This window comes from Priestia sp. P5, from assembly GCF_029522155.1.
Taxonomy (GTDB): Bacteria; Bacillota; Bacilli; order Bacillales; family Bacillaceae_H; genus Priestia; species Priestia megaterium_E.
On the sequence record NZ_JAKWFJ010000001.1, the window covers coordinates 340540 to 364095 of the forward strand.

Sequence of the window (23556 nt, forward strand, 5' to 3'; positions counted from 1 at the left end):
GAGAAGGTGTCAAGATGCAACGTTATTTTCTGCCAAATGATCAATTTCAAGGGCAAAGTGTCATAGTGATACAAGATGATGCCCATCATATCTCACGCGTCATGAGAATGAATGAAGGATCACAGTTTATTGCCTGTAATGAACAGGGGCAAGCTGCTTTTTGTGAAATTGAAAATATTTCCGCTAACGAAGTGAAAGCATCTATTATAGAATGGATAAGCGAAGAAAAAGAGCTTCCAGTCCATGTTACAATTGTGAACGGTCTGCCTAAAGGGGATAAGCTCGAGCTTATTATCCAAAAAGGGACAGAACTTGGGGCGTATAAGTTTATCCCTTTTATTGCGGCTCGTTCAGTTGTTAAATGGGATGATAAAAAGAGTCAAAAAAAATTAGATCGCTGGAACAAGATTGCTAAAGAGGCTGCAGAACAATCTCATCGTACGATTGTACCAGCAGTAGAAGCCCCAATTTCTTTTAAGAAACTAGTAGAAATTAGCGGTGACTATACTCATAAAGTTGTAGCCTATGAAGAAAGAGCAAAGCAAGGAGAAACATCTCATCTGCACGCTGTTCTTTCGGCTTTAAAACCCGGCAATTCCGTGCTTGTGGTTGTAGGCCCCGAGGGTGGTTTGACCGAGCAGGAAGTAGAAGTATTAGAAGAAAATGAATTTACAATAAGCGGATTTGGTCCGCGAATTTTACGAGCAGAAACAGCTCCTTTATATGCGCTGTCTGCTATATCTTATCAAACTGAGTTAATGAGGTGACGATTATGTCAACAGTTGCTTTTCACACGCTAGGGTGTAAAGTAAATCACTATGAAACAGAAGCAATTTGGCAATTGTTCAAAGGCCAAGGCTATGAGCGTGTTGAATATGAACAAACTGCCGATGTATATGTAATTAATACATGTACGGTAACAAATACAGGAGATAAAAAAAGCCGTCAAGTTATTCGCAGAGCTGTGCGAAAAAATCCAGATGCGGTTATTTGTGTAACTGGGTGTTATGCTCAAACTTCGCCAGCTGAAATTATGGCCATTCCTGGTGTTGATATCGTAGTAGGTACACAAGATCGCGTTAAGATGCTTGATTATATTGAACAATTTAAAAAAGAGCGTCAGCCGATTAACGGCGTAGGAAACATTATGAAAACACGCGTGTATGAAGAGCTAGATGTACCGGCTTTTACAGACCGTACGCGTGCTTCGTTAAAGATTCAAGAAGGCTGTAACAACTTCTGTACATTTTGTATTATTCCATGGGCGCGCGGTTTAATGCGATCTCGTGATCCTAAAGAAGTAGTAGCACAAGCACAGCAGCTAGTGGATGCGGGCTATAAAGAAATCGTGTTAACAGGTATTCACACTGGCGGATACGGAGAAGACATGAAAGATTACAATCTTGCCCAGCTTCTTCGTGATTTAGAGTCTCAAGTAAAAGGATTAAAACGCATTCGTATTTCGTCAATTGAAGCAAGTCAAATTACGGACGAAGTGATTGAGGTACTAGATCAATCAGAAATGGTTGTACGTCATTTGCATATTCCTCTTCAATCAGGTTCAAATACGGTATTGAAGCGCATGCGTCGTAAGTATACAATGGAGTTCTTTGGTGAGCGCTTAAACCGTCTGAAAGAAGCTCTTCCTGGATTAGCGATTACATCAGATGTGATTGTTGGCTTCCCAGGTGAAACAGAAGAAGAATTTATGGAGACGTATAACTTTATTAAAGAGCACGGTTTTTCAGAGCTTCACGTATTCCCGTATTCTAAACGTACAGGTACGCCAGCAGCTCGTATGACCGACCAAATTGATGAAGAAGTAAAAAATCAACGTGTGCATCGTTTAATCGAACTTTCAAATCAATTGGCAAAAGAATATGCTTCAACGTTTGAAGGAGAAGTACTAGAAGTAATTCCGGAAGAAAAATATAAAGAAGATCCTGAAAGTGGTTTATATGTAGGATATACTGATAACTACTTAAAGGTTGTGTTTAAAGCGTCTGAAGAAATGGTTGGAAAGCTTGTAAAAGTGAAAATTTCAAAAGCTGGATATCCTTATAATGAAGGTGAGTTTGTTCGCGTGCTAGATGAGGTTCATCTTCAAGATCAGGTGAAAATGAGCTCATAACACTTATTGGAAAGCTGCGTGTTTACGCAGCTTTTTTCATACGTGTAAAAAAGCTGAACGAGTAATGTTTTATCGAGAAAGTTCATAAAATAAAGGGGGAATAACTGCATTACTTTATGTAAAGCGGTTGACCTTAAGGAATCATTATATTATAATTGCAAAAGACATGTCTAACATGTCATTTCATTATGATGTTAGTGGTTTTGTTCGGAGGGAGGGAATTAGAATGTCAAGAACAGTTGTTCGTAAAAACGAATCGCTTGAAGATGCTCTTCGTCGCTTCAAACGTTCAGTTTCAAAAACTGGTACGTTACAAGAAGCAAGAAAGCGCGAATTCTATGAAAAGCCTAGCGTAAAGCGTAAGAAGAAATCTGAAGCTGCTAGAAAACGCAAGTTCTAATAAGAGGGTGGATTTATGAGTCTTCTCGAGCGTTTAAATAGTGATATGAAACAAGCGATGAAAAACAAAGAGAAAGAGAAGCTTGGGGTCATTCGTATGGTCAAAGCATCTCTTCAAAACGAAGCCATTAAGTTAGGCACTGACCTAACTGAAGCAGACGAGTTGACGGTTATTTCTCGCGAATTCAAACAACGTAAAGACTCCCTCCATGAATTTGAGAAAGCAGGTCGTCAAGATCTTGTTGATAAAATTCATTCTGAATTAGCGGTTTTAGAAGTTTACGCTCCTAAACAGCTAACTGAAGAAGAGTTATCTGAAATTATTAAAACGACGATTGAAGAAACGCAGTCTTCCTCTAAAGCTGATATGGGGAAAGTTATGGGAGCGCTTATGCCGAAAGTAAAAGGCAAAGCGGATGGCTCTCTTGTTAATAAGCTTGTCCTTCAACACTTATCATAAAAAACACCTTACCTTGTGTAAGGTGTTTTTTATATGGATAACAATCGAACGTATGTTTTGTTTTTCTAGTGCAAAGAATAAAATAGATAAATTTTAAAAAATTTGAAACTATTGTTAAAGTTATTCGTATATACAGATACATGCTCATACTATCTATGGAAGGAGGGAAGTGTATTCGGTGAAAACCTTATTTTCTTTCGTGTGCTTTCTTATCTTAGCCACTGGGTTATTCCCCACTATTAGCACCGCTGACGTGAAGCGTGTACACGTTATTCCTGTAAATAAAACAGTAGAAAATGGACTGCTTTCTTTTCTAAACAGATCCATTGAAGATGCGGAAAATGACGGTGCAGATTTGATTATATTGGACATAGATACTCCTGGAGGAGCTGTAGATGCAGCTTCTGAAATAGCTAAAAGCTTAACCTCAACACCTATTCCTACCGCTGCTTTTGTCGATAAAAAAGCATTATCGGCCGGAGCGTATATTGCACTTAACGCCGATCAAATTTATATGACACCCGGTTCTACAATGGGATCGGCAGCTGTGATTGACCAACAGGGAAATGCCGCAGGAAAAAAAGCTCAGTCCTACTGGTTATCGGCTATGAAGAGCGCAGCAGAACAAAATAACCGAAACCCTAAATATGCAGAAGCGATGGCAAATACCAAGATGGTAATACCTGAGCTCAACTTAAAAGGGAACGAATTGCTGACGCTCACTCCGAAGCAAGCCGAGCAAGTTGGTTATTCAGAAGGGACTGTAAAAAATTTAGACGATCTCCTAAGCGTACTTGGCTATGAAGATGCTAAACTGACGTATGCAAAAATGAGTGTAAGTGAACAAATTGCTCGTTTTCTTACCCATCCGCTTGTTGTACCCATTTTATTATCCATTGGTGCTTTAGGAATTGTAATTGAATTGTTTACGCCTTCATTTGGTATTGCGGGCTCTATTGGAATAGCTTCACTTCTTTTATTTTTCTATGGTCATATGGTAGCAGGATTAGCTGGCATGGAAGCGCTCGTTTTATTTATAGCGGGAATTATATTGCTTCTGTTAGAGATTGTAGTACCAGGCGGAGTTTTAGGACTGCTAGGACTTGGAGCTATCATTTTAAGTTTTTTTATGTCAACAGATAATAATGTCGAAATGGGAATTTCTCTTGTAATTGCAATAGTGGTGGCACTGGGAGGTGCGTTTGTGATGATGAAATTTTTTAAAAAAAAGCTTACACCTTTCAAAAAAATGGTGCTTAATGATTCACTTAATACCGAATCTGGCTATGTGTCGAATCAAAATCGTTATGAATTAATAGGAAAACAAGGTAAAACAACAACACCGCTTCGTCCTTCAGGTACCGTGCTCATCGATGAAGAGTATGTGGATGTAGTCACTGAAGGCGGATATTTAGACAAAGATGTGTTAGTAAATATTATAAAAGTAGAGGGATCAAGGGTTGTGGTGCGGAAGCTTACAGAGCCTTTGAAAAAGGAGGACCTTAATTAATGGAAGTAGGTAGCGTATTGTTTTTTGTAGTTATTGGTCTAGCAATTATTGCTTTAGCTGTTTTTTTCACTTTTGTACCAATTATGCTATGGATTTCAGCATTAGCAGCAGGCGTTCGTATTAGTATTTTCACACTGGTCGGAATGAGACTTCGTCGAGTGATACCATCTCGCGTTGTGAACCCGTTAATTAAAGCAAGTAAAGCAGGTTTAGGCATTACCATTAATCAATTAGAAAGCCACTATTTAGCAGGCGGTAACGTTGACCGCGTGGTAAATGCGTTGATTGCAGCGCACCGAGCAAATATTGAGTTAACATTTGAGCGCGGAGCAGCTATCGACTTAGCGGGCCGTGATGTGCTAGAAGCTGTACAAATGAGCGTTAATCCAAAAGTTATTGAAACACCTTTTATTGCAGGGGTGGCTATGGATGGAATCGAAGTCAAAGCAAAAGCCCGAATTACCGTTCGTGCAAACATTGATCGACTAGTAGGGGGAGCTGGAGAAGAAACGATTATTGCCCGTGTTGGCGAGGGGATTGTTTCTACAATCGGTTCGCAAAAAGATCACAAAAAAGTATTGGAAAATCCCGATATGATTTCTCAAACGGTGTTAGGAAAAGGGCTGGATTCAGGAACAGCGTTTGAAATCTTATCCATTGATATTGCTGACATCGATATTGGTAAAAATATTGGGGCAGTTCTTCAAACAGACCAGGCGGAAGCAGATAAAAATATTGCACAAGCAAAAGCCGAAGAACGCCGTGCTATGGCCGTTGCTCAAGAACAAGAAATGCGTGCAAAAGTAGAAGAAATGCGTGCAAAAGTAGTAGAAGCAGAAGCAGAAGTACCGTTAGCGATGGCAGAAGCACTGCGCTCTGGCAATATTGGCGTCATGGATTATATGAATATTCAAAACTTGACTGCTGATACGGATATGCGTGATTCGATTGGAAAAATGTCTAAAGAAGACGATGAGAAATAATGAATCAGCTTAACAAGGAGGTTTTCTCCTAATGAATATCGTTGAAACGCTTATTAAACTAATTATTAATAATGCTTTCATTTTTGTCATCATTGGAGGGATTATTTTTAACGTTGTGCAGCGTTTTATGGCTCAGTCAAAAGAGGAAGAACAGCAGCGTTCTAAAAGAGCTCCTATGCCTCCTGTAAACAATCCTTCAAGGCGGGAAAGACCTAGATATCGACCTGTCAAAGAAGAGCCAAAAACAGCTCGTATGGATCCGGAAACTGTTCCTTCAGCAGAAACAAATCCTTTACAAGAAAAATTGGAAGAGCTAAAAAATCGTCCGCATCATGAACCGTCTATTCAAAAGAAAATCACGGTTGACAAACCAAAAATCACGGGTGAGAAAAACGTTCTCAAGCCCATTTCTCGTAAAGAAGCTGTTCAAGGAGTGGTATGGTCCGAAATTCTGGGGCCGCCAAAATCGAAACAACGTAAATATAAACGATAAATAGATGTGATACATTAACCCCCTTTCTCATAAACATGAGATGAAAGGGGGTTCTTTTTATGAGCAAAAAGTGGAGACACCAAATGAAAAGATGGATGACAAAAACAATGGAACTACCCGCTGATGTATTAATGGATCTTCCCCGTATTACGTTAGTTGGACAAATACACATTTATATTGAAAATCATAAAGGTTTATTAGCCTTTTCTGATACTGAAATACGCGTGTTACTAAAACAGGGACAAATGTTAATTCGAGGTGAAGGACTGGTCATTAAAGTAATACTGCCAGAAGAACTGGTTTTAGAAGGTAAAATCAATCAAGTTCTTTATTTAGAACAATAACACAAGGAGGAAAAAAATGAAGAATGGATGGACAAACTTTGTTATTGGTACCGTACGTATTCGAATTGTTGGAAAAGGAATTGAACGTTTCTTAAATAATTGTGTGAGACAACAGATTATGATTTCGAATGTCCATAAAGTTGACGGTCAGCTAGCGACAGCAACGATATTATTGAAAGATGTAAAGAAAATTCGTATACTAATTCGCAACGCAGATTGTAAAATTTATTTTATAAGAGGCAGAGGTTTTCCTTTTTTAACAAAACGAGTGATCAAAAATAGCGGGTTTGCTTTAGGTTTTCTTTCTTTTTTTATTATTCTTGGTTTGCTTTCTAACATGGTGTGGAAAGTGGAGATTAGCGGTGCAGAACCACAAACAGAACATCAAATGACGAAGCAGCTCGCCAAAATAGGTGTAAAAAGAGGAGAGTTTCAATTTCTGTTAGAGAGTCCTGAAAAAATTCAGCGCTATTTAACGGATAATATGAACAATATTACCTGGGTGGGAGTAGAAGTGCGCGGCACTTCTTATCACTTCCAAGTGGTTGAAAAAAATGAGCCCAAGCCTCAGCAAAAAACACCTTACCAACATTTAATTGCTAAAAAGAAAGCCATTATTACGAATTTGTTTGTCGAAAAAGGACAACCTTTAGTCAAGGTTAATGATTTTGTCAATGAAGGCGAGGTCCTAGTTTCCGGTATTATTGGAAACGAAAAAAATAAAAAAGTAGTAGCTGCTAAAGGGAAAGTCTACGGTGAAACATGGTATAAGTCTGAGGTAGAAGTGCCTTTAAAAACTGATTTTCAGGTATTAACGGGTAATGGATATACGAAGCACTATTTAGATTTTCAAGCTTTTAAAATGCCTCTTTGGGCTTTTAACAAAGAAAAATACGGTTCAAAGGTGACAGAAAAAGTGGAGCATCCACTCTATTTTTTTAAATGGAAATTACCTCTGTCGTATGAGAAAGTTGCTGTACGAGAAGAACAGAACTCTCAGCGCGTCTATTCTAAACAAGAGGCGGTGGAAAAAGCTTTGGAAATCGGTCGAAAAAAATTACTATCAACTTTAGGTGAGGATGCTAAAATAAAAGGTGAAAAAGTTTTGCACCAAGAACAGGACAATGGTAAAGTTAGATTATCAATACATTACCAAGTTATAGAAAATATTGCGAACACTCAACCAATTATTCAAGGAGATTGATGAATGTCAGAACAGCTAGTAACAATTAACGTACAACTTGATGATTCAAACGAAGCCATTTCATTATTTGGCGTACAAGATGCGAATTTAAAGCGAATTGAAGAAGAAATGCAGGTCTCTATCATTTCAAGAGGTGAGACTGTTGTAGTCTCGGGAAGTACAGAAAATGTTCAGCTAGTGGAAGAAATGCTTAAAAAGTTACTGAACATTATCCGAAAAAATATTTCCATATCTGAACGAGATGTTGTGTATGCGATTCAATTAGCTAAGAAAAATTCTCTCGAGTTTTTTGAAGATGTATATGAAGAAGAGATTGGTAAAAATGTAAAAGGTAAGACTATTCGTGTTAAGACATTAGGACAAAGTCAATACATTTCTTCTATTAAGAAAAATGATTTGGTATTTGGAATTGGGCCTGCTGGTACCGGTAAAACGTATTTAGCCGTTGTCATGGCCGTTAATGCTCTTAAAAATGGTCACGTACAGCGTATTATTTTAACACGTCCTGCTGTTGAAGCAGGTGAAAGTCTTGGCTTCTTGCCAGGAGATTTGAAAGAAAAAGTAGATCCTTACTTGCGGCCTCTGTACGATGCATTACATGATGTATTAGGAACAGAACACACGCAACGCCTAATCGAACGCGGAGTTATTGAAATAGCACCCCTTGCTTATATGCGAGGTCGTACACTAGATGATGCGTTTGTTATCTTAGACGAAGCGCAAAACACCACGATGGCGCAAATGAAGATGTTTTTAACACGACTAGGATTTGGGTCCAAAATGGTGATTACAGGAGATATTTCACAAATTGATTTACCAAAAGGAGCTCAGTCTGGTCTAGCAGCTGTCTCGAAAATCCTGACCAATGTTAAAGGTATTTCATTTGTTCATCTAGAACAGTCAGATGTTGTGCGCCATCCACTTGTGGGACGCATCATTCAAGCGTACGAACAAGCTGACCAAAAGACCCTTTCTTAATAGGGTCTATTTTTTGTAAAAGGGGGTACGTTTGTGTCAACGTTTCGGATAATCAAGCAAACAATGGCACAGATCGAGCGATTACGGTTAATTCAAATTGGGTTATATGCCTTGTTAGGTGTAATGATGTTTGCGTCTATGTATAGCAATGTAAAGCCGCAGGAATTAGATCTCAGATTACTGTCTATTTCCCCGCAAACCATTTACTCACCCGTTACCATTGAAGATAAAGAGAGTACAGAGAAAAAACGGGCAGAGGCAGAACAAGCCGTTGAAGATGTGTATACACAAAAAACAGAATACGCACAGAACCAAGTCGATCTTGTTGCATCTATTTTTGATGCGATGATGGAAGTTAATACAGAATATGAAAAAGAAGATCATGAAGATGACAGTATCGATGCCGTATTAAAAACCAAACAAAAAATGCTAGAGGACAAGCTTCCTGAAGACATTCAAAAAAACTTGCCAAAGGATACCATTAAGCAGCTGCTTCAGTCTTCTAACAGTGATTTATCGATTGCAAAAGATGCTGTAGTCACGGCCGTTCATCATGTGATGAAAGATCAAGTGAAGATTAGCGATGTAGAAGAGAAAAAAGACCAGGTAGAAAGTCAGCTTGTTTACACCAATGTCAGCAATTCCCTGAAGGATTCAATGAATGCAATTGCTAAATTCGCTATCATTCCAAATGTGATTTATGATCCACAAAAAACAGCTGAAAACCGTCAAGCAGCTGTGGAAAAAGTGGAGCCTGTCCGAATCAAACAAGGCCAAATTATTGTAGAAGAAAATCAGCTTATTAATCCCGATATATATCGTCAGCTCCAGCTCGCGGGATTGTTGAATAATAAAGGATCTATTCAGCCTTTTGCGGGGTTAGCTTTGCTGATTGTAATGATGATAGCGGGCCTCATTTACTATTTGCGTGAATTTCACACCAAGACATATCAGCCCTTGCTGTTGTATGTATTGGTAGCAACCATTACGATTGGCCTCATGAAAATCTTAAGCTTGTTTCAGCAAATTGATTTATCGGAAATTGGTTTCTTAGCTCCTGTTGCGGTGGGAGGTTTGCTGATTCGAATTTTAATGGATGAACGCATTGCTATTTTATCAAGCATTGTATTTGCTATTTGTGGAAGTATTATTTTTAATGGTGAATTGACAACCTCGTTTAATATGAACATCGGGATCTACTTTTTAATTAGCAATATTGCTGCTATTTTATTTTTAAGCAGGCAGCACAGACGTTCACGGATTTTGCAGGCAGGTCTATTTGTGGCTATGGTAAACGTAATTATCAGCTTTGCGATTATTTTTATTAAAAATGGCCAAATCGGCACTGTAGAGCTTGGCTATTACAGCATGATGTCAATTGCCTCTGGTGTTATTGCTTCGGTTTTAACTATAGGTTTGCTTCCGTTTTTTGAAAGTGGATTTGGCATTTTATCTACGATGAAGCTGATTGAATTATCGAGTCCTAATCATCCGCTATTACGCAAAATCTTAACCGAAACACCTGGAACATATCATCATAGTGTAATGGTGGCAAACTTATCTGAAGCGGCGTGCGAAACGATAGGAGCTAACGGTTTATTAGCGAGAGTCGGAGCTTATTACCACGATATCGGTAAAACGAAGCGACCGCAGTATTTTATTGAAAATCAAATGAATATTACTAATCCGCATGATAAACTAAGTCCTAAGACTAGTAAAAATATTATAATCGCACATGCTACAGATGGAGCTACTATTTTGCGGAATCATAAGTTTCCAAAAGAGATTGTAGATATTGCAGAGCAGCATCACGGAACGACCTTGCTTAAGTTTTTCTATCATAAGGCACTTGAACAGACAGAAGAAAAAATTGATGAAAAAGAATATCGCTATCCTGGACCAAAGCCTCAGTCGAAAGAAGCAGCGGTTATCTGCATAGCTGATAGTGTAGAAGCAGCCGTAAGGTCAATGTCCAATCCGACTCCGGAAAAAATTGAGAACTTGGTTCGAAATATTATTAAAGATCGCTTGCAGGATGAACAGCTTAGCGAGTGTAACGTAACGCTCAAAGAGCTAGAGTTAATTCGCCAAGCACTATGTGAAACTTTAAATGGGATTTTTCATTCCCGAATCGAATATCCAGAGATAAAAAAAGAGAAGGTGAAGGTATGAGTTTAGTTATTGATTTTATTGATGAAACAAACGAAGTAAGTGAAGAACAGCAAAAAGAGCTTGAGCAGCTGCTTGAAGCTGCTGCTATATATGAAAATCTGCAAGAGGATGCAGAAGTATCCGTTACATTTGTGGATAATGATCGAATTCAAGAAATCAATCATCAATACCGCCATAAAAATCAGCCAACGGATGTAATATCGTTTGCGCTAGAAGAAATGGGCGAAGATGAAATGCAAATTATCGGAGATGAGATGCCAAGAGTCCTAGGGGACATTGTCATTTCGATTCCAAAAGCTCATGAGCAAGCAGAAGAATACAATCACTCATTTATGAGGGAACTAGGATTCTTAACGGTTCACGGTTTCTTGCATTTGCTTGGATATGACCATGAAACATCAGAAGATGAAAAAGAGATGTTTACACGTCAAAAAGATATTTTAGAACAATATGGACTCTCGCGATAAAAAGGGGATAGCTAAAGTTGTCAGTAGCTTTGGTTATGCAATAGAAGGGTTTCTTTATGTTTGTAAAACACAGAGAAATATGCAAATTCACGTAGCAGCTTCTTTCATCGTCCTTTTCTTAGGCACCGTGCTGTCAATTACAGCTGGTGAATGGACGGTTGTGCTACTTCTGATTGCAGGCATGTTCAGCTTGGAGTTAATGAATACAGCGGTTGAAAAAGTTGTCGATTTAGCTTCTCCTGAATATCACATACTAGCAAAACACGCAAAAGATGCAGCCGCAGCCGCGGTGTTGGTCTATGCGTGTTTTGCTGTCCTTATAGGAGGAATTATTTTCTTAAAGTATTTGTTTTAAAAAGGATTCTTTTTGGTTCTTTACACCCCCGTGGTATAATAAAAAAGGACAAGTTAAAAGACATGTAGAAGCGCAAAAGGAGAGCGGATAAATGGATAAGACCGGACTGATTGATGAGGCGAAAAAGGCTCGTGAAATGGCTTATGTACCGTATTCAAAATTTAAAGTTGGTGCAGCTTTATTGACGAAAGATGGAAAGGTTTATCGCGGCTGCAATATTGAAAATGCAGCTTATAGCATGTGCAATTGTGCTGAGCGTACGGCTTTATTTAAAGCCTATTCAGAAGGTGATAAAGAGTATGCAGCACTTGCTGTAGTAGCTGATACTGATCGTCCTGTTTCTCCGTGTGGAGCATGCAGACAAGTAATCTCTGAGCTTTGTCCAAAAGAAATGAAAGTTATATTAACCAATTTAAAAAATGACATACAAGAATTAACTGTGGAAGAATTACTTCCAGGAGCATTTTCATCGGAGGATTTACATGAGTAATAATAAATTTAAGTCAGGTTTTGTTTCAATTATTGGAAGACCCAACGTAGGGAAATCAACTTTTTTGAACCGAGTAATTGGTCAAAAGATTGCGATTATGAGTGACAAACCGCAAACAACTAGAAATAAAATTCAGGGTGTGTACACGGAAGATCAGGCGCAAATTGTGTTTATTGATACACCAGGAATTCATAAACCCAAGCATAAATTAGGCGACTTTATGATGAAGGTAGCGCAAAATACGCTTAAAGAAGTAGATTTAATTTTATTTATGATTAACGCAACAGAAGGCTTAGGTCGAGGCGATGAATTTATTATCGAGCGTTTAAAGGATACAAAAACGCCTGTTTTCCTTGTGATTAATAAAATTGATGAAATTCATCCAGACGAATTGTTTTCAATTATCACGAATTATAAAGACTTATATCCTTTTGCTGAAATTGTGCCAATTTCAGCTTTACAAGGAAATAACGTGGAGCGTTTGCTTGATCAAATTAAGCAGCGATTGCCGGAAGGTCCGCAATATTATCCGGCAGATCAAGTGACAGATCACCCAGAGCGCTTTATTATTACGGAATTGATTCGTGAAAAAGTACTGCATGCAACGAGAGAAGAAATACCTCATTCTATTGCCGTTGTGATGGATTCTATGCAAAGACGAGATAATGGTGCTGTTTACGTCGGCGCTACAATTATCGTCGAAAGAGATTCACAAAAAGGCATCGTAATTGGAAAGCAAGGAAAGATGTTAAAAGAGGTAGGAAGAAAAGCAAGAGCAGACATTGAAGCCCTTTTAGGTTCAAAAGTATTTTTAGAACTATGGGTAAAAGTGCAAAAAGATTGGCGAAACCGATCGTCGCATCTCCGTGACTTTGGATTTAGAGAAGACGAATACTAATCATTTAAGTTCTTGTTTGCATTGATTTATATCCCTTCATAAAAGAAGGTAATTTGTAAAAAATTGTGTTACATGATTTTACGTCGGAAGGCTATTCTAAACATAAGGAATTGAAATATGTATCTGATCTTTATGGTTAGAAAGGTGGGAGTTCTATGTTGAATTTTACTTGGAACATTTTTTCACAAACAGGTAGCATTGATACTTATCTCATTTTTAAGGAACTTGAAAATGAAGTGAAAGAAAGACCCGAAACATATGAGGACAACAGCGAAAGTCTCAATTCTCCCTTGTCTTAGCCTTCTGTAAGATGGCGGTGATGATGATTGTTTAAAAAGTGTGAAGGAATTGTCATTCGAACGAATGATTACGGTGAATCAAATAAAATTGTCACCATTTATTCACGTGAACTCGGAAAAGTGGGTCTCATGGCAAGAGGGGCAAAAAAGCCCAGTAGTCGCTTAGCTTCCGTCACACAATTATTTACGTATGGATACTTTTTTATACAAGCAGGTTCAGGAATGGGTACTCTCCATCAAGGAGAAGTTATCTCATCTATGAGAAGCATACGCGAAGATATCTTCACAACAGCGTATGCTTCTTATATTCTTGAATTAACGGATAAAGCTACTGAGAACAATAAACCAAATCCATTTCTTTTTGAACTGCTGCACCAAACCATTCATTATATGAACGAAGAGTATGATGCAGAGATCTTAACATTTATTTATGAAATGAAAATGTTAAACGTTCTAGGTCTTCATCCTACATTAAATGAATGTGCAGTCTGCCACCAAGGTGAAGGAACATTTCATTTTTCCATTCGAGAAGGCGGGTTTATTTGTCATCGATGCTTAGAAAAAGATCCTTATCATTTGAAAATTAGTCCGATGACGGTTAAACTATTAAGGCTATTTTATTATATTGATTTAAAGCGGTTAGGTTCTATTTCTGTTAAGCCTGAAACAAAAAAACAATTAAAGTTTGTAATTGATCAATATTACGAAGAATATTCAGGATTGTTTTTAAAAACAAAGCGGTTTTTGAATCAGATGGAGTCTTTAAAACAATCGCTCTCTGATGAGAAATAGAAAAGATAATCAGTGATATGCAAGGAATTGCTGTCGCTAGGGTGCCTCGTAGTGTGTAGAGGACACCCTTTTTACTGTGGAGCGAAGGGGCAGTTTCACTTGTTGTAAGCGTAATGCCTGCTTTTTTTGAGAAGCCGTGGTAAAATAAACGGCATTCTAAAAAGATAAAATGCTAAAATTAATAAGTTATAGCTTTTACTTTTGCTTAAAAAGTATATAATGTTTTATAAATAGTATGTCACATTTAATGATTAGGTGGTGAGTACAATCGAACTGAACAAACGACAAGAACAAATTTTGCAAATTGTCAAAGACGAAGGCCCTATTACAGGCGAGCATATTGCAGATCAGCTTAGCCTTACGCGGGCAACGCTAAGACCGGACTTGGCTATTTTAACAATGGCTGGTTATTTAGAAGCGCGACCGCGCGTAGGTTACTTTTACACAGGTAAAACAGGAGCACAGCTTCTTACAGATAAAATAAAAAAAATACAGGTGCAAGAATATCAGTCTATCCCGGTAGTCGTGAACGAAAATGTGTCGGTATATGATGCTATTTGTACAATGTTTCTAGAAGACGTGGGGACCCTTTTTGTAGTGGATGAGAAATCCCAGCTAGTGGGAGTACTGTCGCGTAAAGATTTATTGCGCGCGAGTATCGGAAAGCAAGAGCTCACATCTATTCCTGTTCATATTATCATGACGAGAATGCCCAACATTACATATTGCTATCGCGAAGATTTGTTAATTGATATTGCTAAGATCTTAATTGAAAAACAGATTGATGCTATGCCCGTTATTAAAGAGGGAGACGGCAATTTTGAAGTGGTGGGACGCATTACCAAAACAAATATTACAAAATTACTAGTAGCATTAGCAAATGATGAAGTATTATAAGTGAAAAAGGATTAAAAAGGGGATGCACAAAATATGAACAACCCATGTCTTTATGTCATTTCGGATTCTGTAGGTGAGACAGCTGAACTAGTTGTAAAGGCTGCATCAAGTCAGTTCAATATGACGGACTTTGTAATTAAAAGAGTACCTTACGTAGAGGACATCGCAACACTTTCAGAAGTGGTTTCAGTAGCGAAGTTGAACAACGCTATTATTGGCTTTACGCTAGTAAAGCCCGAAATGAGAGAATTTTTAATTCAAGAAGCGTCCAAGAACGGGGTAGAGGTATTTGATATTATTGGACCTTTAATTGATAAAATTCAATCTTCTTATCAACTTTCTCCTCGCTATGAGCCTGGAATGGCTAGAAAATTAGACGAAGATTATTTTAAGAAAGTAGAAGCAATTGAATTTGCAGTGAAATATGATGATGGGCGTGATCCGAGAGGCATTCTTAGAGCGGATATCGTATTAATCGGAGTATCAAGAACATCTAAAACACCTCTTTCTCAATTTTTAGCACACAAGCGTTTGAAAGTAGCTAATGTTCCAATTGTACCTGAGGTAGATCCACCAGAAGAGCTGTTTCATGTATCACCTGAGAAGTGCATAGGGCTTACTATTAGTCCTGAAAAATTAAACGATATTCGTAAAGAGCGTTTAAAGTCTCTTGGGCTAAACGATAAAGCAATTTATGCTAATATTGGCCGTATTAAAGAAGAACTTGAATTTTTCCAAGGGATTGTAGATAAGATTGGCTGTGAAGTGGTGGACGTATCCAACAGAGCCGTAGAAGAAACAGCTGGTATCATTCTCAATACCATCAAAAAGAAATAAACGATGGATCTCCTCTGTGCGTGACAGAAAGGAGATTGCTTTCTTATGTTTGTATGCTGTAAGCCTAAGAAAATATACCAAAGATGAATATGACAGAACTTTTAAAAACAAGTGACTTTGGTATAGAAAATATAGGTTGTTTATATTATAATAAAAAATTGTGATAAAAAAGAATAGTTTTAGGTTTAGACTTTGTTAAGAACGAATAAACTATTTATATAAAAGTCAAGTCAAAATCGAAAAAAGTATTCGACAAATGCCATCTACAGGAAATAACAAATTGTTAGAAGGAATCTCTGGAGGGATGTAGAATACAGAGTTATAGCAAAAGAAAAAGTAAAGTTTTTGTCGATGCTGATGCATGCCCTGTTAAAGCAGAAATCGTTGAACTTACACATACATATGACATCGAGCTTGTATTTGTTGCTTCCTATGCTCACATGCAAACAAATCCTACACCAGGAAAATGGGTCTATGTGGATGCAGAAAAGGAAGCCGCAGATTTATATATTTTAAATCACGCAGTCAAGCAGGATATTGTTGTAACTCAAGATACTGGCTTAGCAAGCATGTTAGTAAGTCGAGGGGTTTACGCACTGTCTCCTCGTGGAAAGTACTATAATGACGACGAAATGAATACGGTGCTTTTCTTTCGCTATGTTTCTGCAAAAGAGCGACGGTCAGGCCGTCATACTAAAGGCCCAAAGGCATTTAGTGAAGAAGATCGCCAGCATTTCATTCAAGCTTTTGAAAAAATGTTGTCGAAACTTGCAGGAATTTAGCACTTAGTGAAGAATATTATATGAAATACGGAGCTGTTACTATGGCAAATCGAATTCCTGATGAAGTAATCGACCGTATTCGGCATTCAGTAGATATTGTCGACGTCATAAGCGATTATGTACAACTAAAAAAACAAGGGCGCAATTATTTTGGACTCTGTCCGTTTCATGGGGAAAGCACACCGTCTTTTTCAGTATCGCCTGATAAACAAATTTATCATTGCTTTGGATGCGGTGCAGGAGGGAATTCATTTTCATTCGTAATGGAATTAGAAGGACTGTCCTTCACGGAAGCAGCCCAGCAGCTTGCTGAAAAAGGAGATATTCCTTTCGAACATGAGATACATCCTCATGAAGAAGATAATCAAAAGCCTAGCAATAAAATGATTGAAGCACACGAGCTTTTAAAGAAATTTTACCATCATTTATTGGTAAATACAAAAGAAGGCCAAGATGCTTATGATTATTTAATAAATCGAGGGTTTTCACGAGAAATTATCGATGAATTTGAGATAGGTTTTGCTTTAGATTCGTGGGAATTTGTAAGTAAGTTCTTAACAAAACGTGGGTTTAATCCGCAAGAGATGGAACATGCAGGTTTAATCATTAAACGCAACCAAGATGAAACGTACTTTGATCGTTTTCGTGATCGAATTATGTTTCCTATTGCTGACTTGCAAGGCAAAACAATTGCATTTTCAGGGCGCCTGCTAAAAGAGATAAAAGGGCAGCCTAAATATTTAAACAGTCCCGAAACTTCTATTTTTAACAAAAGTCGCACACTCTACAACTTTCACCGCGCTAAAAAACATATACGCAAAAATCAGCAGGTTATTTTATTTGAAGGATTTGCAGATGTTATTTCGGCTGTTAAAGCCGGTTGCCCGAACGCAATTGCAACAATGGGAACTGCCTTAACAGAAGAACAAGCCAAGATTATTCGCCGAAATGTAGAGTCCGTTATCATTTGCTACGATGCAGATTCTGCCGGAATTGAAGCAGCGCACAAAGCAACTGCTATCTTAACAAATGTGGGTTGTACCGTTAAGATTGCTGTGATGCCGGATGGTTATGACCCGGATGATTATATTAAAGAATACGGGGCAGAGAAGTTTCAAAATGATGTTATTAATAGCAGCTTGACCTTTATGGCATTTCAAATGAGGTATCTTCGCCGAAAACGAAATCTACAAAATGAATCTGAACGTATGCAATACATTGAAGACGTTTTGAAGGAAATAAGCCTCCTTACGAAAGCCGTAGAGCGAGATCATTATTTACGCCAATTGGCACAAGAGTTTTCCATTTCATTAGATGCGCTTAAAGAACAGCAGTATCAAGTGTATCGAACTGAAAAAAAGAAAAAGGATAATGATTCTCCAAATCGAAATAATATAAATAGACAACCAGTCGTAAAGAGAAGCTTATTACCGGCTTATCAAAATGCAGAACGTTTTTTGATCGCTCATATGTTGAAAGATAAGGATGTAGCATTTAGAATTCAAGACCGACTTCAAGGTCAGTTCAATGTCGAGGAACATCGTGCGCTTGTTCTATATTTGTATGCTTATTACGAGGAAGGACACGAGCCTAATCCGAGCGGATTTATCGAGCGGTTGCCCGAGTCTTCGTTGTCTAGTCTAGCTTCAGAATTGGCGATGATGTCAATCAATGATGAATTGTCGGAGCAAGCTTTGAATGATTATATCCAAACGATATTGATTTACCCACAAAGGGTAGCAATAGAAAAAAAAGAAGCAGAAAAGCAAGAAGCAGAGCGTCAAAAAGATTATTTAAAAGCTGCGACAATAGCAATGGAAATTTTACAGTTGAAAAAAACGTTAAAATAAACGATATTGCGTATTAGTCCCACTTTTAGAAGGTTTTCCTTAAAATTTTGGAAGGAGGGGATCTGATGGCTGAAAAATCAGCTCAATCAAAACAACTTGATTCAGATTTAACAATTGAACAAGTAAAAGATCAATTGACCGAAATCGGAAAAAAACGTGGTGTACTCACATACGAAGAAATTGCAGAGCGTATGTCGAACTTCGAAATTGAATCCGATCAAATGGATGAATATTATGAATACCTTGGAGAACAAGGTGTTGAAGTAATGAGTGAATCTGAAGCAAATGATGACGATGCCGATCCCGATATTCAAGAACTGTCAAAAGAAGAAGAGTTTGATTTAAATGATTTAAGTGTACCTCCTGGTGTGAAAATTAATGATCCAGTTCGTATGTACTTAAAAGAAATCGGACGCGTTGACTTATTGTCAGCAGAGGAAGAAATCAATTTAGCAAAACGTATTGAAGAAGGCGATGAAGAAGCGAAACGTCGTCTTGCTGAAGCAAACTTACGTCTTGTTGTAAGTATCGCTAAACGCTATGTCGGGCGCGGTATGCTGTTTCTTGATTTAATTCAAGAAGGAAACATGGGTCTTATTAAAGCGGTAGAAAAATTTGATTATCGCAAAGGTTATAAATTCAGTACGTATGCGACATGGTGGATTCGTCAAGCTATTACTCGTGCAATTGCTGACCAAGCAAGAACGATTCGTATTCCCGTTCATATGGTTGAAACGATTAACAAGCTAATTCGTGTTCAACGTCAGCTTCTACAAGATTTAGGTCGCGAACCATCTCCTGAAGAAATTGCAGAAGATATGGATTTAACACCAGAAAAAGTTCGTGAAATCTTAAAAATTGCTCAAGAGCCGGTTTCTCTTGAAACACCAATTGGTGAAGAAGATGATTCTCATTTAGGTGACTTCATTGAAGACCAGGATGCAACATCACCTTCTGAACATGCTGCATATGAATTATTAAAAGAGCAGTTAGAAGACGTCCTGGATACGTTAACAGATCGCGAAGAAAATGTTCTTAGACTCCGCTTTGGTCTGGACGATGGACGTACGCGTACGCTTGAAGAAGTAGGAAAAGTATTTGGCGTAACGCGTGAGCGTATTCGTCAAATTGAAGCTAAAGCGCTTCGTAAGCTTCGTCATCCTAGCCGAAGCAAACGTTTAAAAGATTTCTTAGAATAGATAAAAGCGTAAATAACGCTTATGAGATAGCTTCTTTCCTAGAGGAAAGGGGCTATCTATTTTTTTTATGGAACAAATTTCATAAAAACACATTTTGAAGAAGTATATTGATTTTTTTACCAACTTTTCTTCTTTCATATATTTTACTGAATTGTCCTTCGTTTTGCAAATGCTCCTTTATATTATTTTGTTACAGAGCATAAGCTGTTCAAATTCCTTTTAAACATCCGAAAAATGGAATCGCTATCATTTTATTCATGCTTTGATTAGTACTTCTCTATTATAACATGAAAAAATTAAAACGTTTTAAAAGTTGAGAAAATTTACAAAAATGAATTATAATTAAATAATGTAAGCGTATACATTTTTTTTAGGGGGAATAAAAATGAATTTTGAATTAACCAATGAACAAAAGATGATTCAAAGGACGCTCAGAGAGTTTTCAGAGGCGGAAGTAGCACCGAATGCATTAGAGCGCGATCGAAGTAAGCAATTTCCGCTTGATGTTTTTAAAAAGTTAGGTGAGCTTGGGGTAATGGGTCTTCCTTTTCCTGAAGAATATGGAGGCGGAGGAGCAGATACGGTTAGTTTTGCTATTGTCGTAGAGGAATTAAGTAAAGCTTGTGGCTCTACAGGAATTACATACTCAGCTCATGTTTCGCTCGGAGGCGCACCTATTTATTTATTCGGAACAAAGGAGCAAAAAGAACAGTACCTACCTGCTTTATGCTCCGGAGAATCTTTTGGAGCGTTTGGTTTAACCGAACCGAACGCAGGAAGTGACGCGGGGGGAACGGAGACAGAAGCAGTGTTGAAGGATGGAACATTTAGGATTAATGGAAGTAAATGCTATATTACGAATGCCAGCTATGCAAAGTTTTTAGCTTTAACAGCTGTTACAAATCGTACAGAAGGGAAAAAAGAAATTTCAGCTATTATCGTGCCTACAGAAGCTCGAGGTTTTACTGTAATAGACAATTACGAGAAAATGGGTCTACATGCTTCAAATACAACTGAACTCGTTTTAGAGGATGTTGAAGTGCCTGAAGAGAATTTACTCGGTGTAAGAGGAGAAGGCTTTAAACAATTTCTAATGACGCTTGACGGGGGAAGAATTGGAATTGGCGCAATGGCCGTTGGAATCGCCCAAGCGGCTTATGAAAAAGCACTGTCATATGCGCAGGAAAGAAAGCAATTTGGGAAAGCTATTTCATCGTTTCAAGCGATTCAGTTTAAATTAGCTGATATGGCGATGAAAATTGAGTTAGCAAGAAATATGGTGTATAAAGCAGCGTGGTTAAAAGACCAAGGAAAGCCATTTACGAAAGAAGCTGCTATGTGTAAACTGTATGCTTCTGAAATTTGTATGGAAGTAGCCAGTCAAGCTGTTCAGATTCATGGAGGATACGGCTACATGAAGGAGTATCACGTGGAGCGTTATTTACGAGATGCCAAGCTTTTAGAAATTGGAGAAGGAACTTCGGAAATTCAGCGCTCGGTTATTGCAAGACAAATTGGCTGTTAAGATACGCAATAATAAATTAGTTAATTATGTAAATAAAACCCTTTCACTTATGAGCATTTTCAAGTAAAATAAAAGTGCTTATACTATTTTGTTATTTCTAGGGATGGGAATACATAAAGGGGGTATAGTGAGTGAAGCGAAATCCGCTAATACCATTTTTATTAATTGCGGTAATTGGGATTGCTTTAATGTTAACGCTTTCGTTCAACGGATTGAACAATGCAAAAGAAATCGCGGCTGAAAAAGAAGGCGGTGGCGCGGAACAGCAGGCTTCAGCTAAACCAGAAGAAATTTATCAAAAAACTTGTATTGGTTGTCACGGTGATCAGTATCAAGGTGGAGTAGGTCCTTCGTTAAAAGGAATTGGGAAAAAAGTTTCTCAAGACGAAATTGCAGATATTGTTGTAAACGGTAAAGGAAACATGCCGGCCGGGCTGGTTCCTCCGGAAAAAGCGAAGGAAATGGCTAAATGGGTATCAGAAATTAAATAGAGTTCAGAAACATGATTTTCTGGAAAGCCGCTCATTTATAAAGCAGGCTTTTTTTTTATGATTTTTTTATACGCATTCGGCTAAAAGGAAAACATGAAGAGAAATAGGAATCATGCAGCTATCTATGTTAAAATAATGAACAGTAATCACATAGAGAATAGGTGACAAAATGAATGAATTAAACTTATCAATAAGACTTGAAGAAGTAGTAAAGTCGATTCCTTTGGGAGCAAAGATAGCAGACATTGGCTCAGATCATGCATACTTGCCGTGTTTTGCTTATTTAAATGGATATATTAGCGGTGCCGTAGCAGGAGAAATTACAGAAGGACCTCTACAATCTGCTATTCAGCAGGTGAAAAAAACAGGCTTAACGGACGTTATTGACGTTCGAAAAGGAAACGGCCTAGAAGTAATATCACCGAATGAAGTAGACTGTATTACAATCTGCGGAATGGGCGGAACGCTTATTACGATGATTTTAGAAGAAGGAAAAGCGAAGTTAGAAGGAGTAAAAAGGCTTATACTTCAGCCGAATATTGGTTCACACCATATTCGCAGCTGGCTGATTCAACACAGCTGGGAAATCATTGATGAAAAAATCATCGAAGAAGACGGTCGTATGTATGAAGTCATCGTCGCTGAACCTGGAAACGCCTTAGCTCCTTATAACGGTGAAGTGGAAGCCGGTGTGTTAATGGGCCCTATTTTAAAAGAAAAGCGCTCTTCTGCTTTTATGACAAAGTGGACGCATGAATTAAATCATCTTAAACAAATTGTCAGCCAAATGGAGCAGGCTCAGTCCGAGGAAAGCAAAGCAAAACTTCAAAAACTTACCCAAGACATCTCATTAATTGAGGAGGCGTTAAAATGAGTAAAATCCCTAACGGATTTCAAGTAATTGAAGCATTTGAATCATTTTCTCCCAAGCATTTAGCGGTTGAAGGAGATAAAATTGGTTTACAGATTGGAACGTTAAACAAGCCTGTAAAAAAAGTAATGGTAACGTTAGATGTTCTTGAAACGGTCGTAGACGAAGCGATTGAAAAACAAGTGGATTTGATTATTGCTCATCATCCTCCTATTTTTAGACCTCTAAAACAAGTGGTTACAGATCGTCCTGAAGGGCGTATTTTAGAGAAATGCATCAAACATGATATTGCTGTATATGCTGCTCATACAAATTTAGATATAGCTAAAGGCGGAGTAAATGACCTGTTAGCCGAAGCATTGGGGCTACAAGAGACAAAAGTGCTGGTTCCAACAACGTCTATTCAGCTGAAAAAGCTTGCTGTATTTGTTCCTTCAAATCATGCTGAAGCAGTGCGCACAGCTATTTGTGATGCGGGAGCTGGACATGTGGGTCTTTACAGCGACTGTACGTTTTCAACTGAAGGGGAAGGCACATTTAAACCTTCTTCAGAAGCCAATCCATACATTGGCTCAAAAGGAGAGTTAGAACGTGTAAATGAAGCAAAACTTGAAACTATTTTTGAAGCAGATCAACAAAATAAAATTATTCGTGCCATGCTCAGTGCTCATCCTTACGAAGAAGTAGCCTATGACATTTATCCAGTGGAACAAACGGGCGAGACGCTTGGACTTGGACGGATTGGGAAGTTAAAAGAAGAGATGACGTTAAAACAGTTTGCCGCTCATGTTAAACAAGCATTGGATGTGGATGGTGTTAGAGTAGTAGGGTCTATGGATGCCACAGTGAAAAAAGTAGCTGTTCTTGGCGGAGATGGAAACAAATATATTACAAACGCAAAATTTAGCGGAGCAGATGCCTATGTAACAGGTGATTTGTATTTCCACGTTGCGCATGATGCAATGGCAATGGGATTAAACGTTGTAGATCCTGGTCATCATGTTGAAAAAGTCATGAGACAAGGTGTAACGCGTGTATTAAACAGTCTTTTTGATGCGAAAAACTTTGAGTGTGAAGTATTTGATTCAAAAGTAGACACAAACCCATTTACGTTTATGTAACAAAGAAG

26 protein-coding genes are annotated in these 23556 nt (G+C 38.0%); all 26 read left to right on the forward strand.

All coding sequences use genetic code 11. The annotated features are described in order from the left end of the window. Positions 1 to 14 precede the first annotated feature (14 nt). The 26 genes from MMB69_RS01710 to MMB69_RS01835 all read left to right on the forward strand — a co-directional run bounded on the left by MMB69_RS01710 (position 15) and on the right by MMB69_RS01835 (position 23548). A complete protein-coding gene (locus MMB69_RS01710; protein WP_277447062.1) occupies positions 15 to 767 on the forward strand; it encodes a 16S rRNA (uracil(1498)-N(3))-methyltransferase in 753 nt (250 codons plus the stop codon). 5 nt (positions 768 to 772) lie between these two features. After that, on the forward strand, positions 773 to 2131 hold the full coding sequence (gene mtaB / locus MMB69_RS01715) for a tRNA (N(6)-L-threonylcarbamoyladenosine(37)-C(2))-methylthiotransferase MtaB (protein ID WP_025750549.1): 1359 nt from the start codon (positions 773 to 775) through the stop codon (positions 2129 to 2131). A gap of 226 nt (positions 2132 to 2357) precedes the next feature. Continuing rightward, positions 2358 to 2531 (forward strand): 30S ribosomal protein S21, encoded by a 174-nt coding sequence (rpsU, locus tag MMB69_RS01720; protein WP_013059237.1) that lies wholly within the window; start codon positions 2358 to 2360, stop codon positions 2529 to 2531. Between the two features lie 15 nt (positions 2532 to 2546). Next, positions 2547 to 2990, forward strand: a complete 444-nt coding sequence (locus tag MMB69_RS01725) for a GatB/YqeY domain-containing protein (protein WP_013059236.1) — start codon at positions 2547 to 2549, stop codon at positions 2988 to 2990. 178 nt (positions 2991 to 3168) lie between these two features. Beyond that, a complete protein-coding gene (locus MMB69_RS01730; protein WP_264408575.1) occupies positions 3169 to 4500 on the forward strand; it encodes an NfeD family protein in 1332 nt (443 codons plus the stop codon). Beyond that, on the forward strand, positions 4500 to 5483 hold the full coding sequence (floA, locus tag MMB69_RS01735) for a flotillin-like protein FloA (protein ID WP_013059234.1): 984 nt from the start codon (positions 4500 to 4502) through the stop codon (positions 5481 to 5483). Before MMB69_RS01730 ends, floA begins: the two co-directional genes overlap by 1 nt. A gap of 31 nt (positions 5484 to 5514) precedes the next feature. Further along, positions 5515 to 5976, forward strand: a complete 462-nt coding sequence (locus tag MMB69_RS01740; protein ID WP_264408574.1) for a hypothetical protein — start codon at positions 5515 to 5517, stop codon at positions 5974 to 5976. Positions 5977 to 6035: 59 nt separating this feature from the next. Continuing rightward, positions 6036 to 6320, forward strand: coding sequence for a sporulation protein YqfC (gene yqfC / locus MMB69_RS01745; RefSeq protein ID WP_013059232.1), 285 nt, complete (start codon positions 6036 to 6038; stop codon positions 6318 to 6320). A 16-nt stretch (positions 6321 to 6336) separates the two neighbouring features. Continuing rightward, positions 6337 to 7524 carry a sporulation protein YqfD gene (yqfD, locus tag MMB69_RS01750; RefSeq protein ID WP_028411649.1) on the forward strand — a complete coding sequence of 396 codons (1188 nt, stop codon included), beginning with the start codon at positions 6337 to 6339 and terminating at the stop codon, positions 7522 to 7524. Positions 7525 to 7527: 3 nt separating this feature from the next. Then, positions 7528 to 8502 (forward strand): PhoH family protein, encoded by a 975-nt coding sequence (locus tag MMB69_RS01755; protein WP_014458188.1) that lies wholly within the window; start codon positions 7528 to 7530, stop codon positions 8500 to 8502. A 63-nt stretch (positions 8503 to 8565) separates the two neighbouring features. Further along, entirely contained in the window at positions 8566 to 10674 is a 2109-nt protein-coding gene (locus MMB69_RS01760; protein ID WP_035335158.1) for an HD family phosphohydrolase, read from the forward strand. After that, complete coding sequence (ybeY, locus tag MMB69_RS01765; RefSeq protein WP_014458190.1) at positions 10671 to 11141, forward strand: rRNA maturation RNase YbeY; 471 nt, start codon at positions 10671 to 10673, stop codon at positions 11139 to 11141. Before MMB69_RS01760 ends, ybeY begins: the two co-directional genes overlap by 4 nt. Then, positions 11125 to 11496, forward strand: a complete 372-nt coding sequence (locus MMB69_RS01770; protein ID WP_277447063.1) for a diacylglycerol kinase family protein — start codon at positions 11125 to 11127, stop codon at positions 11494 to 11496. Before ybeY ends, MMB69_RS01770 begins: the two co-directional genes overlap by 17 nt. Positions 11497 to 11587: 91 nt before the next feature. After that, on the forward strand, positions 11588 to 11986 hold the full coding sequence (locus MMB69_RS01775) for a cytidine deaminase (RefSeq protein WP_013059226.1): 399 nt from the start codon (positions 11588 to 11590) through the stop codon (positions 11984 to 11986). Further along, positions 11979 to 12884 (forward strand): GTPase Era, encoded by a 906-nt coding sequence (gene era / locus MMB69_RS01780; protein WP_221784589.1) that lies wholly within the window; start codon positions 11979 to 11981, stop codon positions 12882 to 12884. The genes MMB69_RS01775 and era overlap by 8 nt, the downstream gene beginning before the upstream one ends. A 155-nt stretch (positions 12885 to 13039) precedes the next feature. Then, positions 13040 to 13183: a YqzL family protein gene (locus MMB69_RS01785; RefSeq protein ID WP_014458193.1), complete on the forward strand. Its 144-nt coding sequence runs from the start codon at positions 13040 to 13042 to the stop codon at positions 13181 to 13183. Positions 13184 to 13210: 27 nt separating this feature from the next. Next, on the forward strand, positions 13211 to 13975 hold the full coding sequence (gene recO / locus MMB69_RS01790) for a DNA repair protein RecO (protein WP_013059224.1): 765 nt from the start codon (positions 13211 to 13213) through the stop codon (positions 13973 to 13975). Positions 13976 to 14233: 258 nt separating this feature from the next. Then, positions 14234 to 14872 carry a transcriptional regulator CcpN gene (gene ccpN, locus MMB69_RS01795; RefSeq protein ID WP_025750542.1) on the forward strand — a complete coding sequence of 213 codons (639 nt, stop codon included), beginning with the start codon at positions 14234 to 14236 and terminating at the stop codon, positions 14870 to 14872. A 33-nt stretch (positions 14873 to 14905) separates the two neighbouring features. Next, on the forward strand, positions 14906 to 15709 hold the full coding sequence (locus MMB69_RS01800; protein ID WP_014458195.1) for a pyruvate, water dikinase regulatory protein: 804 nt from the start codon (positions 14906 to 14908) through the stop codon (positions 15707 to 15709). Between the two features lie 311 nt (positions 15710 to 16020). Further along, on the forward strand, positions 16021 to 16491 hold the full coding sequence (locus MMB69_RS01805) for a YaiI/YqxD family protein (RefSeq protein ID WP_080564741.1): 471 nt from the start codon (positions 16021 to 16023) through the stop codon (positions 16489 to 16491). A 41-nt stretch (positions 16492 to 16532) separates the two neighbouring features. Beyond that, complete coding sequence (dnaG, locus tag MMB69_RS01810; protein ID WP_221784588.1) at positions 16533 to 18341, forward strand: DNA primase; 1809 nt, start codon at positions 16533 to 16535, stop codon at positions 18339 to 18341. Between the two features lie 65 nt (positions 18342 to 18406). After that, positions 18407 to 19540, forward strand: coding sequence for an RNA polymerase sigma factor RpoD (gene rpoD, locus MMB69_RS01815; protein WP_014458197.1), 1134 nt, complete (start codon positions 18407 to 18409; stop codon positions 19538 to 19540). Positions 19541 to 19925: 385 nt separating this feature from the next. Beyond that, positions 19926 to 21065 carry an acyl-CoA dehydrogenase family protein gene (locus MMB69_RS01820; protein ID WP_016765585.1) on the forward strand — a complete coding sequence of 380 codons (1140 nt, stop codon included), beginning with the start codon at positions 19926 to 19928 and terminating at the stop codon, positions 21063 to 21065. A gap of 131 nt (positions 21066 to 21196) precedes the next feature. Further along, positions 21197 to 21556, forward strand: coding sequence for a cytochrome c550 (gene cccA / locus MMB69_RS01825; RefSeq protein WP_013085044.1), 360 nt, complete (start codon positions 21197 to 21199; stop codon positions 21554 to 21556). Positions 21557 to 21725: 169 nt separating this feature from the next. After that, entirely contained in the window at positions 21726 to 22430 is a 705-nt protein-coding gene (locus tag MMB69_RS01830; RefSeq protein ID WP_221784587.1) for a tRNA (adenine(22)-N(1))-methyltransferase, read from the forward strand. Then, the gene (locus tag MMB69_RS01835) at positions 22427 to 23548 is read left to right on the forward strand and encodes a Nif3-like dinuclear metal center hexameric protein (protein ID WP_221784586.1); all 1122 of its coding nucleotides are present in this window, start codon (positions 22427 to 22429) and stop codon (positions 23546 to 23548) included. The genes MMB69_RS01830 and MMB69_RS01835 overlap by 4 nt, the downstream gene beginning before the upstream one ends. Positions 23549 to 23556: the final 8 nt, after the last annotated feature.